The following is a 16,683-nucleotide window of genomic DNA, read 5'->3' as shown; positions in this document are numbered from 1 at the left end:
GCCCGCGCAATTGCGGTGCGGGCCCCGCCGTTGATGGTGGCCCGGCCCGGGAACAGGCCGGGCCGGAAGCCGGAGGCTTTACTGCGCCAGCCAGGCCTGGAAGCGGGCGTCCATCTCATCGCGGTAGTCGGCCCACCACAGGTAGTTGGTCACGAAGGCACCCTCCATGTTCTCGGGCGCGGTCGGCATGTGCGGCCCCATCTCGATCCCCAGCGTGGCATGGGTTGACACGAAAGGCTGCGACGAGGCACGCGCCGGACCGTAGGAGATATATTGCGCCTGATCGGCCAGACGCTGCGTGTCGGTGCCCCAGTAGAGGAAGTCCATCACCCGGGCCAGACGGTCTTCGGGCAGGCCGGTCGGCACGATCCAGCCGTCAAGATCGAGCATCTGATAGCCCCATGCCATGCCGATCGGCTGATCCTGCTCAGCGATCGCGGCGAACAGGCGGCCGTTGTAGGTGGAGCCCATGAAGACCTCGCCATCGGCCAGAAGCTGCGGCGTTTCGGCGGCGGCGGCCCACCAGATCGTCTGATCCTTGATGGTGTCGAGCATGGCAAAGGCTTGCTGGATACCCTCTTCGGTTTCCAGCGTTTCATAGACATCCTCCATGGCGACGCCATCGCACAGCAACGCCCATTCCATATTGCCCAGCGGGCGGCGATTAAGCGCGCGCCGGCCCGGATAGGTCGCCAGATCAAACACCGCGCAGGCATCGGTCGGCGGTTCGACACCCTCGGGGACCATATCGGTGCGGTAGCCGAAGGTCGTCGAGAAGACGATCTGCGGAATGAAGCATTCGGAGGCGATGGTCTCGCCGAAATCGGCGGTTGCGAGCGTCCCGTCGGGTGCAGCGGCCAGCATCTCGTCATGATCAATGACCATGGCCAGCCCCTCGTCACACAGGCGCATGGCATCGGCGGCCTCAACATCGACCAGATCCCAGGTCAGATTGTTGGCCTCGGCCATGGCGCGCAGGCGCGCAACGGCATCGGGCGAGCTTTCATCGGTGATGATGTTGATGCCGGTATTGGCGGCATAGGGGTCCAGATAGGCGTTGACCTGCGAGGCCTGATACGCGCCACCCCAGGACACGACGACCATTTCATTGGCCATATCCTGCGCCGATGCGGCGCCGGCACTCAGCGCCATGGCCCCGGCGGCCCCCATGAGCACGGTTTTCAGTTTCATCGGGTAGCTCCCTTGTTGTCATTGCCCGCTTCTTTTCACCAGACCGCCGCGCGGGCATTCGGACGGCATGAGGGTTGACGCCGACGCCTCAGGCGTCGAGCGCGCGGCAATCTTGCGGCAGCCAGCCGATGCGGATCTTGTCACCGACGGCAAGGCGGGTCTGATCCTGCGCATTGCGGTATTTCATCACGAAATCATCCTGTCCGGCCACCCGGAGGCGAAAGCGGAACGTGTCACCCATATAGATGAATTCCAGCACCTCGGCCTCGACCAGATGACCATCGGCGGGCAGACGCGCGGGGTTCGATTCCACGCGCTCAGGCCGGATGGAGACGCGCGTGCGTTCACCCACCCGCGTCACATTCACGGGCTGCGCATCAATCAGCGTGCCGTCATCCAGCCGCACCGTGCAGCGATCACCGTCAATCGTCTCAACCGCACCTTCAAGCTTGTTGTTCTCGCCGATGAACTGCGCGACAAAGCTGTTGGCCGGGCGTTCATACAGGTCTTCGGGCGCGGCAAGCTGCTGGATGCGGCCATCGTTGAACACGGCTACATTGTCGGACATGGTCAGCGCTTCGGTCTGGTCATGGGTGACATAGACCGTGGTAATACCCAGAGCATGCGCCAGATTGGTGATTTCAAACTGCATATGTTCGCGCAGCTGCTTGTCGAGCGCGCCCAGCGGCTCATCCATCAGCACCAGTTCCGGCTCGAACACCAGCGCGCGGGCCAGCGCCACGCGCTGCTGCTGCCCGCCCGAAAGCTGCGCCGGGCGGCGGCTGCCAAAGGCGCCCATCTGCACCATGTCCAATGCGCGCCGGATCTTTGCCTCACGCTCAGACTTGCCGATGCCGCGCACCTCCAGCGGAAAGCCAAGGTTCTCGGCAATCGTCATATGCGGGAACAGCGCGTAGTTCTGAAAGACCATGCCGATCCCGCGCTTGTGCGGCGGAATGTTGTTGATCGGCCGCCCGCCCAGCAGAATCTCGCCATGGGTGGCCGTCTCAAAACCCGCCAGCATCATCAGGCAGGTTGTCTTGCCAGAGCCTGAGGGGCCAAGCATGGTGAGAAACTCGCCCTTGGCGATGCTGAGATTCAGATCCTTAACGACAAGTGTTTCGCCGTCATAGCTTTTCTGGACATGATCAAAGACGACGAATCCGTCAGGATTGCCTGATGACACCAATAGACCCCCTGTTGACCGGCGATTTTTCGCCTTGTTGATTGCAAGTAAAACGACATTCACCGATTTTTGCAATCGCTATGTCCCCGGTCGCGCCCGGAGCGACCATTTCACGTCATTTGCGCTCAATCTGACGGCAATGCAGGAAGACATGTCATAAACGGCATATCTTCCGGACCGATTTCCCTCAGTTCAGGAATCAGGACATGCAAAATGAACGCTCAGCCGCCTTGGGACGGTGAATCGTTCATCTGCGAATGAATGGGAAGATTGGTGCGGTCGAGAAGACTCGAACTTCCACGGGAGTTACCCCACAGCGACCTCAACGCTGCGCGTCTACCAATTCCGCCACGACCGCACTGGATTGGTGCGCCGCTATTAGCGGGTTGATCCGGCAATGTGAAGAGGAAAAAATGATCACGCCCGGCGCAGGCACCGGGCGTGACAAACTCTGTTCAAAAGCGGGCAGGATCAGTTGTTGCCAAGATTGAAGACCGGCAGCGTGGCGGCAGGGACAGCCCCCTCCACCGGCACGGCCACGGCCCCGGCAGAGCCGTCCATCACCCCAAGCGCATGATGGATCAGCGCGTTGCGTGATTCGGGGCCGGGGGCAAAGCCAGCGGCTGTCGCGCCCGTTGCGCCTGCCTGCGGAACGCTGGTGGCGAACCACTCGCGCGCCAGCTCGCGGCGCTGCGACACGCCGATGCCCTGCATCAGGTGATGCGCCGCCAGCTCGCCATAGCCGGTTTCGCCCAGCCCGGCCAGCAGCAGCGCCGAGCCCACCGCGACCGGCATTGTGTCGCTCATATAGCCGCTGGACAGGCAGATGCGCGCGGTGGCGGCAAGGTCTGACGGCTCCATCCCCGATTCAAGGATCAGCCCGGCAACCCCGCGCAGCACCGCATCGCGCGGCTGCATCGCCAGCGCGGCAACATGGGGCTGAAGGGCCGGGGCAAAGCCGTTGCACTGATCGGCGATGGCCTGCGGCGTGGCGCCGGGCACCTGTGCCGCCAATGCCTCACCATCGGCGATGGCAAAGGATCGGGCGAGGCAGAACTGCTCATTCAGCGCGAAAACCGGGTCATCCATCGTGCTGATGTCGGTATAACCGCCGTTTGCATTGGTCACGAGGCCCACGCGGTTGCAATGCGAGGCCAGCGACACCGTCTGCGCCCCCTGCCCGCCGAAAAAGCTGGGCAGTCCCGGTGCGGCAGGCGCCGCAGCAACGGCCTCGGTTGTGGCCACAGGTGCCGGAACAGGGGCCGGAGCGGGTGCGGCGGCAAGGGTGGTGACCGGCGCGGCGCTGTCAATCGCGCAGTCCCCGCGGCGGCAGGTGACCATGGCGGGCGTCACCTCGCGCGCCAGAAAATCGTTGCGCATATAGCCGTCCGGCGTGGAGGCAAAGACCACCACCGTACAATCGCGCACCCCGCACCAGAAGCTGCTGCCGGTCACCGAGGTATCAATGATGTAGTCGGTGCGCCCGTCTCCGTTGAGATCGGCAAGCTGGATGAAACCCGCGCGCTGAACCAGTTGCTCAGCGGAGGGGTCAGAACTGGCGGCGATCTCGTCAACCGCATCGGCCACCTCGCCGGGAAGGCCATAGGCCCCCGCGCTGCGCCCGCCACCGCTGCCGCCCATCATCTCATCGCGCACGGCGGGCAGAAGGCCGCGCATGCCATCGCGGTGGGTGTTGGCGATCCGCATCACCTGCGGCCCGCCCATCTGGCTGCGCTGATACGCGCTCAGCAGGATGGTGCGCTCAAAATCTGTCAGCTGCCCGCTGGTCGGAAAGCCCAGATAGGCCTGATACTGGGAAATCCCCGCCCGCGAGCGCGGCCCGAGCGAGCCGTCAGGTGTGCCGACATGGAAACCGAAATGATTGAGCGCGCTCTGCACCTCGCGGTTCTGCTGGCTCTGCGGCGAGGCGGTGCGCGGCTGCGTGTAGCGCGGCTGGCTCTGGCGCGGCTGGGTGCGGACGTTGGAACCGATCGCCCCCCCGATGATGCCCCCCACAAGCCCGCCGATGAAGGCATCGGCATCAGCCCGGCTGGCATGCCCCGCGCACAGCGCAAGGCCCAGGGCCGCAGTTGTCATATACTTCGCAAACATGATCATACCCCCGAGAACACAATGGCGTGATACCATACCACCGTCGGCCACTTGCGCAAAGCGCCAAGTCGGTTATCTCCTCGCTCACAGAAAATGACCGGAACCCTGCCGATGGAATGGACCCATATCCCGGGCCTCGCCCCTTATACCGAGACCCTGCGCGCCATGGAGGAACGGGTCGCCGCCATATCGGCGGGCACTGCGCCCGAGGCCGTCTGGCTGCTGGAACACCCGCCGCTTTATACCGCCGGAACCTCGGCACGCGCGGAGGATCTGACCGACCCCGCGCGCTTTCCGGTGCATCTGGCCGGGCGCGGCGGGCAATATACTTACCACGGGCCCGGGCAGCGCGTCGCCTATGTCATGCTCGACCTCAACAAACGCGGGCGCGATGTGCGCCGCTTTGTCTGCGCGCTGGAAGACTGGGTGATCGGCGCGCTGGCCGAATTCAACGTCACCGGCGAGCGCCGCGCGGGCCGCGTGGGTGTCTGGGTGGCAAGGCCTGACAAGCCACCGCTGCCTGACGGCACCCCGCGCGAAGACAAGATCGCCGCCATCGGCATCAAACTGCGCCGCTGGGTCAGTTTCCACGGGATCAGCATCAACCTGGAACCGGATCTGAGCCATTTTGAGGGCATTGTGCCCTGCGGCATCCGGGGCCACGGCGTCACCTCACTGGTCGATCTGGGGCTGCCAGTGACAATGGATGACCTGGATCTGGCGCTGCGCCGGCGCTTTGATGTGGCGCTTGAGCAACTGGGCACCTGATAATGCGCAGGCCCTGACAAATGATTCAGGCCGCCGCAACGGTATCGCTAGCGTATGCGGGTTGCACTGTCGCAACCAGCCATATGAGTCATCATGAAACCCTGTACATGTTCCGCGGCCGCCCTTCGCTCCGCCGCTGTTGCTGCCGTGCTCACCTCAGCCATCGCCGTCGCCCCCGCGCTGGCGCAGGACCTGCAGAAAGACGACTGGTCTTTTAATTTCTTTAACGATTCCAGCTACACAGTGACCGAATTCCGCGTCGCCGAGATGAGCGGCGCATTCGGCCATAACTGGCTCGGCAGCCCCATGGCCGCCGGTCACGGGCTGACGCTGGAGTTCTCCGACCCGCTTGATACCCGTTGCGAGGTTCTGACGCGGGTGGTGTTTCACGATGGTTCGGTGTTCGACGGGGTCGTGAATTACTGCGGAACCGCAATCGTCCGGGCGACCAACGACTGGCTGTATTTCGAGTGACATCAGGCGGCTGCGCGTCAGGGGCGCAGCAAAGCTGCCCCTGACGCGCCTTGATGTGGATCAATTTTTTCCCGGATGCGACATCAGGGCCGTTGCCGCCACCCGCCGGGCACATTAGAACGAGGGTCAGGTATCTGCTGGCGCGCTCGTGTCGGCGGATGATTCCGTGCAAAAAACAAGTTCGTCAAGGGAACGGGAGCAACGTATGGCCAACGCAGCCGCTCACGGACACGAGGACACCCGGGGGTTCTTTACCCGCTGGTTCATGTCCACCAACCACAAGGATATCGGTATCCTTTACCTCTTCACCTCTGGTGTTGTTGGTTTCATCGCGGTGGCCTTTACGGTCTACATGCGCATGGAGCTGATGGAACCGGGGGTGCAATACATGTGCGCCGAAGGGGCACGGATGTTCGCCGATGGCGAATGTACGCCCAACGGGCACCTGTGGAACGTGCTGGTAACAGCGCATGGCGTGCTGATGATGTTCTTCGTCGTCATCCCGGCGCTGTTTGGCGGCTTTGGCAACTACTTCATGCCGCTGCATATCGGCGCACCGGACATGGCCTTCCCGCGGCTGAACAACCTTTCCTACTGGCTCTATGTTGCGGGTTCGGCGCTGGCCGTCTGCTCACTCTTCGCGCCGGGTGGCGGTGGCGAACTGGGCACCGGGACCGGCGTGGGCTGGGTGCTTTACCCGCCGCTGTCGACCACGGCCGAAGCGGGGTATGCGATGGATTTCGCCATCTTCGCGGTGCACGTCTCGGGCGCCTCGTCCATTCTGGGCGCGATCAACATCATCACCACCTTCCTGAACATGCGCGCACCGGGCATGACGCTGCACAAGGTGCCGCTTTTCGCCTGGTCGGTGTTCATCACCGCCTGGATGATCCTGCTGGCACTGCCGGTTCTGGCTGGCGCCATCACCATGCTGCTGACTGACCGCAACTTCGGCACCACCTTCTTTGACCCTGCCGGTGGCGGCGATCCGATCCTGTATCAGCACATCCTGTGGTTCTTCGGCCATCCGGAAGTGTATATCATCATCGTTCCGGGCTTCGGCATCATCAGCCATGTGATCGCGACCTTCTCGCGCAAGCCGATCTTCGGCTACCTGCCGATGGTTTACGCGATGATCGCCATCGCCGTTCTGGGCTTCGTGGTCTGGGCGCACCATATGTACACGGTGGGCATGTCGCTGACCCAGCAGACCTATTTCATGCTGGCCACGATGACGATCGCGGTGCCGACCGGCATCAAGATCTTCTCATGGATCGCGACAATGTGGCGCGGCTCGGTGGAGTTCAAGACACCGATGCTCTGGGCGTTCGGCTTCCTGTTCCTGTTCACCGTGGGCGGCGTGACCGGCATCGTGCTGTCGCAGGCCCCCGTCGACCGGACCTATCATGACACCTATTATGTCGTGGCCCACTTCCACTATGTGATGTCGCTGGGGGCGGTCTTTGCGCTCTTTGCCGGGATCTATTACTGGATCGGCAAGATGTCGGGGCGGCAGTATCCGGAATGGGCAGGCAAGCTGCACTTCTGGGCCATGTTCATCGGCGCCAACCTGACCTTCTTCCCGCAGCACTTCCTGGGCCGTCAGGGCATGCCGCGCCGCTACATCGACTATCCGGAGGCCTTCGCGCTCTGGAACTACATCTCGTCGATCGGCGCATTCCTGTCCTTCGCCTCGTTCGTGTTCTTCATCGGCATCGTGTTCTACACGCTGCGCTGGGGCAAACGCGTGACCGAGAACAACTACTGGAACGAGCACGCCGATACGCTGGAATGGACCCTGCCCTCCCCGCCGCCGGAGCACACTTTCGAGACGCTCCCCAAGCGTGAGGACTGGGACAGGCAGCCCGCCCACTGAGACACTGACCAAGGGCCCCGGGATCATCCCCGGGGCCTTTTCCGTTCCCCCGATGACGGCAGAAACCATGCTCCCCAAAGCCCTTTTCCCCGCAGGAAGCGAGGCGGCCTGTGCGGCGCTGGCGCTGTCACCCGGCGTTCTTTCGCATGGTCATGTCTTTGTCACCGGCATGACCGGCAGCCAAGCGGACGGCACCATGCCCGCTGATCAGGAAACCCAGTTCCGCAACGCCTTTGACAAGATCGCCGCCGTTCTGGCTGAGGCCGGGCTGGGGATGGAGGCGATTGTCGAAATGACCAGCTACCACATCGGCCTGCGCGCCCATTTTGACCATTTCAACGCCGTCAGGCGCAACTATCTCCGCGCGCCCTTCCCCGCCTGGACAGCAATCGAGGTCGCTGGTTTGCGCAGGGAGGGGGCGCTTGTCGAAATCCGCGTCATCGCTGCCCTGAAGGGCCCGGAATGCTGACGATCTGGGGGCGTTTTGATTCCTCCAACGTGCAGGCGCTGCTTTGGGCGGTATCCGAGCTGGAGCTGCCCTTCCGCCGCTTCGACATCGGTGAGCGCTTCGGTGGCACCGACACGCCCGGGTTCCGCGCCATGAACCCCAATGGCACAATCCCGGTGCTGCGCGACGGCGACGGACCGGCGCTGTGGGAAACAGGCGCGATCCTGCGGTATCTCGCTACGCGCTACGCGCCCGAAAGCTTCTGGCCATCGGAGCCGGTGGCGCGCGCCAATGTCGACCGCTGGGCAGAATGGGCCAAGATCAACGTCACGCTCGGCTTCACCGGGCCGGTCTTCTGGCGCGTCTGGCGCACCCCGGCAAAGCAGCGTGATCCGGCCGCGATCGCCGCCGCCATTACAGCCCTGACGAAGAAGCTAGCCATCGCGGAAACACAGCTCTCGGCGCATCGCTTCCTGACCGGCGACACGCTGACCCTTGCTGACATCCAATTCGGCCATATCCTCTATCGCTACTATATGATCCCCATCGACCGCCCGGATCTGCCGTGCCTGCGCGCCTATTTCGAAAGGCTGACGGAACGCCCGGCCTATCAGAACCATGTGATGGTATCCTTTGACGCTCTGCGCGACCAATGCCCTACACCCTGATCCAGGACAGTCCCACCGCCGCCCATCTGCGCGCCTGGCCCCATAACGCGCTGAACCCGCGCGGCTTTGTGCTGGCGATCGGCCTTTGCGCGGCGGCGCTGGCCATACCGCTGATCGCCGTGCTGGGTACCCCGGCGCTCTGGGGTGTGCTGCCCTTCGCGGCAGCGGCGGTCTGGGGTCTGTGGTTCGCGCTGGATCGCAACTGGCGCGACCGGCGCATCGCGGAAGAAATGACCTTCAGCCGCACCGCCGTCACCCTGACCCGCACCAATCCGAAAGGCCCGCCGCAGGACTGGCGCGCCGATCCGCATTTTGTAGCGCTGAAACTGCTGCCCCGGGGCGGCCCGGTGGAAAACTACCTGATCCTGACCGGGGGCGGGCGCGAGGTGGAGCTGGGCGCCTTTCTGACGCCCGGCGAACGGCGGCGCCTGCACGATGAGCTGTCGGCGCTGCTGATCCGCCTGAAAAGCTACGGCTAAAAAGCGACGCCTGAAGCGTCAGCTCAGGCGTGCCTTGACCATCGGCCCGACCGCGCCGAAATCCATCTGCCCGCTGTAGCGCGTCTTGAGCGCATTCATTACCCGGCCCATGTCACGGATCGACGCCGCGCCCGAGGCCTTGATCTCGGCCTCGATGGCCGCCTGCGTCTCGGTCTCGGTCAGCTGGCGCGGCAGATAGCCCTCGATCACGGTGATCTCGGCCAGTTCGCGCTCCACCAGTTCCAGCCGCCCGCCCTCTTCGTAGGCGCGCGCGCTGTCGTGTCGTTGTTTGACCATGCGGGTCATGATCGCCATGATCTCGGCATCGGTCAGCAGCCGGTCTTCACCCTCGCCGCGCAGGGCTATATCGCGGTCCTTGATGGCGGCGTTGATCAGCCTGAGCGTGGACAGCCGCAAGGTGTCCTTGGCCTTCATCGCTTCCTTGAGGTCCGTCGATATCCGCGCGCGCAGCGACATGCTGTCATCCCGTTTGCTGTTCCAGAGAGCGCGCACCATAGACCTGCACACCGCCAAGAGCAACGCCCATGGGCGGCGGCGCAACCCAACCCCGTTCCCGGGCCTTGACGGTTTTCCCAAACCGCATTATCCCAACGTCCGTTGGGGTCGTAGCTCAGTTGGGAGAGCGCGTCGTTCGCAATGACGAGGTCAGGGGTTCGATCCCCCTCGGCTCCACCAGTTCCCCAGCCCGTTTTTCAACCCGAAGCGCTGCGCCTGTCGCGGCCCGGGCCCTCCTGCCCGCGCTCCGCCCGGCGGTGGTGCAGACCGACTGCCTTCCCATGTCAACCTCACCCTTCCGTGATTGTCCGGAACAACCTTGTCTCGCGGCGGGTTGTCTAACCCATCCTGACAGGTAAACTTGAGAAGGATACCAAATGTTTAGAAGAAACAATGCACTAGGATTAATGGCTATTGTTGGCTGCACCGCAGCCTTTACCGTTCCTGCCTTCGCTCAGGGGGGCGGTGCGCACCTCTGTGACCGCTCCGCACGTGATCTGTCTCCATCTGAGATACAGATTGTTGCCGGTGGATTTTGCAACAGTTTTGAAGGTGCCGCCGCGGGGTCCGGGGGCGCTGGCGCACAGCCGGGCCAGCCCTCACCGCCTACACCGGGCAGCCCCACCCCCGATGACAGCGGCGTCACCGCTGAAATCGGCGATGGCGGCGTGAATCTCGGTGTCGGCCCGGGTGCCGGAACCGGAAACGACGGCGGGATTGCGGTCGGCGTGGGCGCAGGCGCTGCGGGCGACAATACCGGAGGGGCGAATATCGGCCTTGGTACCGACGCCGCAACCGGGAATCAGGGCGGCGTCAATGTCGGCGTTGGCCCCGGCGCAGCGGCTGACAATACCGGCGGCGTCAATGTCGGGGTCGGTGACGGCGCTGCCACCGGCGGTGGCGGCGGCGCGAATATCGGCATCGGGCAGGATGCCGCGACCGGAAACACCGGCGGTATCAATGCTGACATCGGCGGTGGCGGCACCGGCGCAGGTTCCGGCCAGACCGGCGGAGCCAATATCGGTATCGGCGGCGAGAATGGCATTGGGGTCGGCATCGGCGCAGATGGTATCGGCGTTGGTGTGGGTGGCGTCGGCGTCGGCATCGGCGGCTGGGGCAACTGAGCAACCGGCTCCTCCACCCCCTCCGGCGCATCGTCCGCAGATGGCCGGTGCGCGCATGACGACAGGGGCGCGGCCCCTTAACCGCCACGCCCCTCGCCCTCAGGGCGTGAGGGTCACAGCCTCGGCCGCCACGCCGGGCACCAGTTCACCCGCACTGTCCGCGCCGATGCCCGCTGCATTGGCCTCATCTGTATCAATATGCATTTCGGTGAAGGCTTCGGGCTGCACCCGGATCAGGGTCCGGGTAAAGGTCAGCCCGCGCTCGGGGCCGGTGATGCGCACATCGACGAAATCCCCGTCAGACAGACCGCGCGCCTCGGCATCGGCGGGACCGATGTGGATATGGCGCGCTGCCACAATCAGCCCGTCGGTATCATAGATGCCGGCAGGCCCGTGCAGGCGCACGCGCGGCGTACCGTCAAGCTTGCCCGAGTCGCGCACCGGCGCATCAATACCCAGCGCGAAACTGTCGGTGCGCGAGACCTCGATCTGCGTGTGCTTGCGCAGCGGCCCCAGAATGGCGACGCGTTCCAGTCGCCCCTTCGGCCCCTCAACCGTCACCCGCTCCTGTGCGGCCCAGTTACCGGGCTGGCGCAGGGGTTTGCCGGGGGTGAGTGCATACCCCTTGCCGAACAATGCCTCCACCGCCTCGGCAGACAGATGCACATGGCGCGCCGAAACGGCAACCGGAATGGGCGTGTTCACGGGTTCGGCACGGGTCAGCAGCGCGGCAACCTCGCGCGCGATCTGCAACTGCTCGGCGGTCTCGGTCACAATCACCCGCACCCTTGCGCCATAGGCCTGAATCTGCGGCGCTGCATGGTTTTCCAGCCGCACCGCCTGATTCAGGTCATGGTCCAGCCGCAGCCCCATGAACTCCAGCCCGTCGCAGATACGCCGCCGCATCGAGGCCGAATTTTCGCCGATGCCGCCGGTGAAAACAACGGCATCCAGCCCGCCCATCGCCGCCGCATATGCACCGATATATTTGCGCACCCGGTAGGCATAGACGTTGATCGCCAGCTGCGCCGCCCCGTCGCCCGCCGCCGCGCGGTCTTCGACATCGCGCATGTCGGATGACCCCGCCAGCGCCTTCAGCCCGCTGTCACTATAAAGCGCGGCTTCGATCTGCTCGATCGTCAGCCCCAGTTGCCGCGACAGGAAGCCGAACGCGCCCGGATCCACATCGCCGGAACGGGTGCCCATCACCAGCCCCTCAAGCGGGGTCAGGCCCATCGAGCTGTCCATACTCTGCCCCAGACTGACCGCGCAGACGCTGGCACCATTGCCCAGATGAACCGAGATGATCTTCAGTGCACCGACCGGCTGGCCGATCTCCTGCGCGGCGCGCTCCACAACATATTTATGCGAGGTGCCGTGAAAGCCATAGCGCCTGAGCCCGGCATCGCGCCACGCCCTGGGCACGGCATAGGTGGTGGCGCGGGCCGGGTTGGTCAGGTGATAGGCCGTGTCAAAGACGCCCAGTTGCGGCAGGTCCGGCCAGACCGCCATCGCCACGCGCACCGCCTCCAGATTGGCGGGGTTGTGGAGGGGGGCAAGCGGGGTCAGCGCCTCGATCCGCGCCAGTGTTTCGCTGTCCAGCCGGGCGGGGGCGACGAAATCGGGCCCGCCATGGGCAATGCGGTGGCCCACGGCGGTGATCGCGTCAATGCCCCAGTCCGCCAGCACCCCCGGCACGGCGGCAATGGCGGCGGAAAGGTCACCATGGGGCGCCTGCCCCGCTTCATCGCGCCCGCCCGCACAGAAGCGGAAGCTGCACTCACCGTCGCGGAAGCGCTCAAAACTGCCCTTGAAGCACTGATCCGTGGCCTTTCCCGCGTCAAACACTCCGAATTTCAGGCTGGAACTGCCCGCATTGAACACCAGAACCCGCATGAAAACCCCCTTTTGCTGCACCGCAGCTTACGCAACCCGCCCTGCCAAGTGCAAGCGCCCCTTGGCGCGGCGGGCTGCGGCTGGCATCTTCGCGCCGCACCGCAAAGGAAAGCCCGCCATGCCCCGCTCACTGCCCGTTGAAACCCTGCACGGAAGACGTGTCTTCTTTGTGATGGCCGCGCAGGCCGAATACGGCCCCCACCTGCGCGCCCGCTTTCGTCCGCTGATCACCGGCGTCGGCCCGGTTGAGGCAGCGGTCAGCGTGGCCTTTGCGCTGGCGCGGCTGGAAGCGGCGGGGGCGGCGCCTGATCTGGTGGTTTCACTGGGATCGGCGGGATCGGCACGGCTGGAGCAATGCGCCATCTATCAGGCAACCCGCGTCGCCTACCGCGACATGGACGCGAGCCCGCTGGGCTTCGCGCGCGGTCAGACCCCGTTTCTGGACCTGCCGCCCGTGCTTGACCTCGGGCACCGCATTGCGGGGCTTGACGGGGCGAGCCTGTCAACCGGGGCGAATATCGTCTCGGGCGCCGGGTATGGGCCGATTGCCGAGGATATGGTGGATATGGAGACCTATGCGGTGCTGCGCGCCTGCCATGGCGCGGAGGTGCCGCTGGTGGCTTTGCGCGGTATCTCGGATGGCGCGAAGGAGCTGACGCAGGTCTCCGACTGGACGGAGTATCTGCACATCATCGACGAGAGGCTGGCACAGGCCACCGACCGGCTGGCAGCAGCCATCGAAGCGGGCCTACTCTCCTGAAACCGCCCAAAAATCAGGCGCAACACATCACTTCCGGCCCAAAGCTGCGGCTTATGGGTGTTTTTTCAGCGTCCGGGCTTTCTCTTTGCCACCAGATCGGGTGAACATCACTCTGTAGCAAGAACGGGGCCGGCATGCGTGAGTTCTTCAACGAGATGTTTCAGTCCGGCGCGGTGCGCACGCCCTATGCCCGCCTGGAAAACTGGGTTTCTGCCATGCCCGCCGGGCTGCGCAGCCTCAAACAGGCCGAGGCAGAGGAGCTGTTTCGCCGCATCGGCATCACCTTTGCCGTGTATGGCGAAGGGGGCGATCCTGACCGGCTGATCCCTTTTGACATGTTCCCGCGCGTCTTTTCGGCGCTGGAATGGCACCGGCTGGAGCGCGGGATCAAGCAGCGCGCGCGCGCCCTCAACGCCTTTCTGGCCGATGTCTACGGGCGTGGCGAGATCATCAAGGCGGGCCGTATCCCGGGGGAGCTGGTCTGGCGCAACGAGGCCTATGAAAAGGCCGTGGTGGGCATCACGCCGCCCAAAGGCGTTTTCAGCCATATCGTGGGCATTGATCTGGTGCGCACCGGGCCGGAAGACTTTGTGGTGCTGGAGGACAATTGCCGCACCCCCTCGGGCGTCAGCTATATGCTGGAAAACCGCGAAATCATGATGCGGATGTTCCCCGAACTGTTCCGCGAGAACCGCATCGAGCCGGTCGAGAATTACCCCGGCCTGCTGCGCCGCACGCTGGCCTCGGTCGCGCCCACGAAATGTGACCGCGATCCCTGCGTGGTGATCCTGACACCGGGGCATTTCAATTCGGCCTATTATGAGCATTCCTTTCTGGCTGACCTGATGGGCGTGGAGCTTGTCGAAGGGCAGGATCTGTTCGTCGAGGGTGAATTCGTCTGGATGCGCACGACCGAGGGGCCGAAACGGGTGGATGTGATCTACCGGCGGATCGACGATGCCTATCTGGACCCGCTGTGCTTCAGGCCGGACAGCATGCTGGGCGTGCCGGGGCTGATGGATGTGTATCGCTCGGGCGGGGTGAGCATCTGTTCCGCCCCCGGCGCAGGCGTTGCCGATGACAAGGCGGTCTATACCTATGTGCCTGACATGGTGCGCTTCTATCTCGGCGAAGAGCCGATTCTGCAGAACGTGCCGACATGGCAATGCTCCCGCACGGATGACGTGAAATATGTGCTGGAGAACCTTGGCGAGCTGGTGGTGAAAGAGGTTCACGGCTCAGGCGGCTACGGGATGCTGGTGGGGCCGACCTCCACCAGAGAACAGATCGAGGCGTTCCGCGCCAAGATCAAGGCGGATCCGGACAATTACATCGCCCAGCCGACACTGGCCCTGTCAACCGTGCCCACCTTCGTCGAAGAGGGGGTGGCGCCGCGCCATGTCGATCTGCGGCCGTATTGTCTGGTGGGTGACCGGATCGAACTGGTGCCGGGCGGGCTGACGCGGGTGGCGCTGACCGAAGGCTCGCTGGTGGTGAACTCATCGCAAGGCGGAGGGGTAAAAGACACATGGGTGCTGGCGGAATGAGCCTGGGCAGGGGGCAGCGGCCGCAAGAGACGCAACAGCAAGGGCCGGCGAAGGCCCTTGACCCGGCCCGCAGCACGACGGGGGGCCACCCATGCTGAGCCGCACCGCCGACAACCTGTACTGGCTTGCGCGCTACATGGAGCGGGCCGAGACAGCCGCGCGCTTTCTGGAGGTCGGCGGGCGCATTGCCCTGCTGCCGAACGTGGGTCAGGGCAACCGCAATGAATGGGATGCGCTTCTGATGGCCATGGGCACAGCCGATGCCTTCAAGCGCAAATACGGCGATGCCGTGCAGCGCAATCTGGAAAGCCATCTGTTCTTTGACCATGACAACCCTTTCTCGGTTGCCAATTGCATCACCCGCGCGCGTGAAAACGGGCGGATCGTGCGCACTGCCCTGACCACGCAGGTCTGGGATGCTCTGAATTCGGCCTTTCAGGAGCTGCGCGCGCTGGAACGTCTGCCGCGCAGTGAGCTGACGCTGACCCGCCTGACGGACTGGACGATGCGCGCCGCCGCGCTGGTGCGCGGCGCCATCGACGCCAGCCAGTTGCGCAATGACGGCTATGATTTCCTCAACATCGGCTATCATCTGGAACGCGCCGACAACACCGCGCGCCTGCTGGATGTCAAATACTACGTCCTGCTGCCGCGCATCGACTTCGTCGGATCGGGGCTGGACAACTACCAGTGGTCCACCCTTCTGCGCGCCCTCTCGGTGCACCGGGCCTTTCACTGGGCCTATGGCGGCGAGGTGACGGCGGCGAAGATCGCGCATTTCCTGATCCTCAACCGGCAGTGCCCGCGCGCGCTGATCACCTGTATCGAAGGGGCGAACCACCATCTTGACCGCCTCTCGCGGGGCTACGGGCGTACAACCCCGGCGCAGACGGCAGTGCGCTGCCTGCTGGAAGAGCTGTCAGAGACCAATACCGAACTGGTCTTTGACGAAGGCCTGCACGAATTCCTGACCCGCTTCATCCGCGATGTATCGGCGCTGGGTGGCCGGATGGGCGACAGCTACCTGAGCGGGGACCAGCGATGAGGCTGACAGTTCATCATGAAAGCATCTACCGCTATGACACCCCCGTGCGCGGCGTGGTGCAAAGCCATCGCCTGACGCCTGCGCGCTTTGACGGGCAGCGGGTGGAGGGCTGGGAGGTGCTGGTCACCGGCGGCCAGAAGGGCGGCGGCTTTCGCGACGGCGCAGGTGACTGGGTGCAGGGCTGGACCATTCCGGGCCCGGTTTCCGAGATCACGGTGACCGTGCACGGCACCATCGAGACCAGCGATCTGTCCGGCGTGTTGCGGGGCCACCGCGAACTGGTCGCCCCCCCGGTTTATCTGCGCGAAACAGCGCCCACAGCGGCGGATATCGCGCTGGTCGAACTGGCCGGAACCGCGCAAGGTGCGGACAAGCTGGCGCTGGCGCATGCGCTGGCCGGGGCGGTTGCCGATGCCATCGCCTACCGCCCCGGCGTGACCCATGCCCATACCACCGCCGCCGAGGCGCTGGCACTGGGCGAAGGCGTCTGTCAGGACCACGCCCATGCCCTGATCGCCTGCGCCCGGGTGCGCGGCCTGCCCGGGCGCTACGTCTCGGGCTACTTGCATGCCGATGGTGACGGGCAGGCGCAT

16 protein-coding genes and 2 tRNA genes are annotated in these 16,683 nt (G+C 64.5%); 12 read left to right on the top strand and 6 right to left on the bottom strand.

Features of this window, described 5'->3' with window-relative positions:
- Nucleotides 1-78 precede the first annotated feature (78 nt).
- The 4 genes from V7Q53_RS16230 to V7Q53_RS16215 all read right to left on the bottom strand — a co-directional run bounded on the left by V7Q53_RS16230 (nt 79) and on the right by V7Q53_RS16215 (nt 4,474).
- Complete coding sequence (locus V7Q53_RS16230) at nt 79-1,191, bottom strand: extracellular solute-binding protein (RefSeq protein ID WP_333829727.1); 1,113 nt, start codon at nt 1,189-1,191, stop codon at nt 79-81.
- Nucleotides 1,192-1,279: 88 nt separating this feature from the next.
- On the bottom strand, nt 1,280-2,380 hold the full coding sequence (locus V7Q53_RS16225; protein ID WP_442954441.1) for an ABC transporter ATP-binding protein: 1,101 nt from the start codon (nt 2,378-2,380) through the stop codon (nt 1,280-1,282).
- 268 nt (nt 2,381-2,648) lie between these two features.
- Nucleotides 2,649-2,735: transfer RNA gene (locus V7Q53_RS16220), tRNA-Leu, on the bottom strand.
- A gap of 113 nt (nt 2,736-2,848) precedes the next feature.
- The gene (locus V7Q53_RS16215) at nt 2,849-4,474 is read right to left on the bottom strand and encodes a peptidoglycan-binding domain-containing protein (protein WP_333829725.1); all 1,626 of its coding nucleotides are present in this window, start codon (nt 4,472-4,474) and stop codon (nt 2,849-2,851) included.
- A 108-nt stretch (nt 4,475-4,582) separates the two neighbouring features.
- Between V7Q53_RS16215 and lipB the strand changes: the two genes are divergently transcribed.
- From lipB to V7Q53_RS16185, 6 genes are all read left to right on the top strand, one after another.
- Nucleotides 4,583-5,257 carry a lipoyl(octanoyl) transferase LipB gene (lipB, locus tag V7Q53_RS16210; protein WP_333829724.1) on the top strand — a complete coding sequence of 225 codons (675 nt, stop codon included), beginning with the start codon at nt 4,583-4,585 and terminating at the stop codon, nt 5,255-5,257.
- A 93-nt stretch (nt 5,258-5,350) separates the two neighbouring features.
- On the top strand, nt 5,351-5,731 hold the full coding sequence (locus V7Q53_RS16205; RefSeq protein ID WP_333829723.1) for a hypothetical protein: 381 nt from the start codon (nt 5,351-5,353) through the stop codon (nt 5,729-5,731).
- Between the two features lie 205 nt (nt 5,732-5,936).
- Complete coding sequence (gene ctaD, locus V7Q53_RS16200) at nt 5,937-7,607, top strand: cytochrome c oxidase subunit I (RefSeq protein WP_333829722.1); 1,671 nt, start codon at nt 5,937-5,939, stop codon at nt 7,605-7,607.
- Nucleotides 7,608-7,674: 67 nt separating this feature from the next.
- Nucleotides 7,675-8,076 carry a RidA family protein gene (locus V7Q53_RS16195; RefSeq protein WP_333829721.1) on the top strand — a complete coding sequence of 134 codons (402 nt, stop codon included), beginning with the start codon at nt 7,675-7,677 and terminating at the stop codon, nt 8,074-8,076.
- Nucleotides 8,070-8,723 carry a glutathione S-transferase family protein gene (locus tag V7Q53_RS16190; protein ID WP_333829720.1) on the top strand — a complete coding sequence of 218 codons (654 nt, stop codon included), beginning with the start codon at nt 8,070-8,072 and terminating at the stop codon, nt 8,721-8,723. The genes V7Q53_RS16195 and V7Q53_RS16190 overlap by 7 nt, the downstream gene beginning before the upstream one ends.
- Nucleotides 8,708-9,202, top strand: a complete 495-nt coding sequence (locus V7Q53_RS16185; protein WP_333829719.1) for a DUF2244 domain-containing protein — start codon at nt 8,708-8,710, stop codon at nt 9,200-9,202. The genes V7Q53_RS16190 and V7Q53_RS16185 overlap by 16 nt, the downstream gene beginning before the upstream one ends.
- Nucleotides 9,203-9,220: 18 nt before the next feature.
- Here V7Q53_RS16185 and V7Q53_RS16180 read toward each other — a convergent pair whose 3' ends face one another.
- Nucleotides 9,221-9,679, bottom strand: a complete 459-nt coding sequence (locus tag V7Q53_RS16180; RefSeq protein WP_333829718.1) for a GatB/YqeY domain-containing protein — start codon at nt 9,677-9,679, stop codon at nt 9,221-9,223.
- A 143-nt stretch (nt 9,680-9,822) separates the two neighbouring features.
- Here V7Q53_RS16180 and V7Q53_RS16175 point away from each other — a divergent pair.
- Both V7Q53_RS16175 and V7Q53_RS16170 read left to right on the top strand, forming a co-directional pair.
- A tRNA-Ala gene (locus V7Q53_RS16175) sits at nt 9,823-9,898 on the top strand.
- A gap of 488 nt (nt 9,899-10,386) precedes the next feature.
- Nucleotides 10,387-10,842 (top strand): hypothetical protein, encoded by a 456-nt coding sequence (locus V7Q53_RS16170; protein WP_333829717.1) that lies wholly within the window; start codon nt 10,387-10,389, stop codon nt 10,840-10,842.
- Nucleotides 10,843-10,941: 99 nt separating this feature from the next.
- On the opposite strand, the gene V7Q53_RS16165 is transcribed toward V7Q53_RS16170, so the two are convergent.
- Complete coding sequence (locus V7Q53_RS16165; protein WP_333829716.1) at nt 10,942-12,738, bottom strand: acetate/propionate family kinase; 1,797 nt, start codon at nt 12,736-12,738, stop codon at nt 10,942-10,944.
- Between the two features lie 118 nt (nt 12,739-12,856).
- Here V7Q53_RS16165 and V7Q53_RS16160 point away from each other — a divergent pair, with 118 nt between their 5' ends.
- From V7Q53_RS16160 to V7Q53_RS16145, 4 genes are all read left to right on the top strand, one after another.
- Nucleotides 12,857-13,498 carry a 5'-methylthioadenosine/S-adenosylhomocysteine nucleosidase gene (locus V7Q53_RS16160; RefSeq protein ID WP_333829715.1) on the top strand — a complete coding sequence of 214 codons (642 nt, stop codon included), beginning with the start codon at nt 12,857-12,859 and terminating at the stop codon, nt 13,496-13,498.
- Between the two features lie 134 nt (nt 13,499-13,632).
- Nucleotides 13,633-15,045, top strand: a complete 1,413-nt coding sequence (locus tag V7Q53_RS16155) for a circularly permuted type 2 ATP-grasp protein (RefSeq protein ID WP_333829714.1) — start codon at nt 13,633-13,635, stop codon at nt 15,043-15,045.
- 91 nt (nt 15,046-15,136) lie between these two features.
- Nucleotides 15,137-16,090 carry an alpha-E domain-containing protein gene (locus tag V7Q53_RS16150; RefSeq protein WP_333829713.1) on the top strand — a complete coding sequence of 318 codons (954 nt, stop codon included), beginning with the start codon at nt 15,137-15,139 and terminating at the stop codon, nt 16,088-16,090.
- Nucleotides 16,087-16,683: transglutaminase family protein (locus V7Q53_RS16145; protein WP_333829712.1), on the top strand; the 597-nt coding region annotated here is incomplete at its 3' end. The genes V7Q53_RS16150 and V7Q53_RS16145, both read left to right, overlap by 4 nt.

Source organism: Pararhodobacter sp., assembly GCF_036802785.1.
In the GTDB taxonomy this organism is placed as follows: Bacteria; Pseudomonadota; Alphaproteobacteria; order Rhodobacterales; family Rhodobacteraceae; genus Pararhodobacter.
This window is presented reverse-complemented; position numbering and strand designations above follow the sequence as displayed.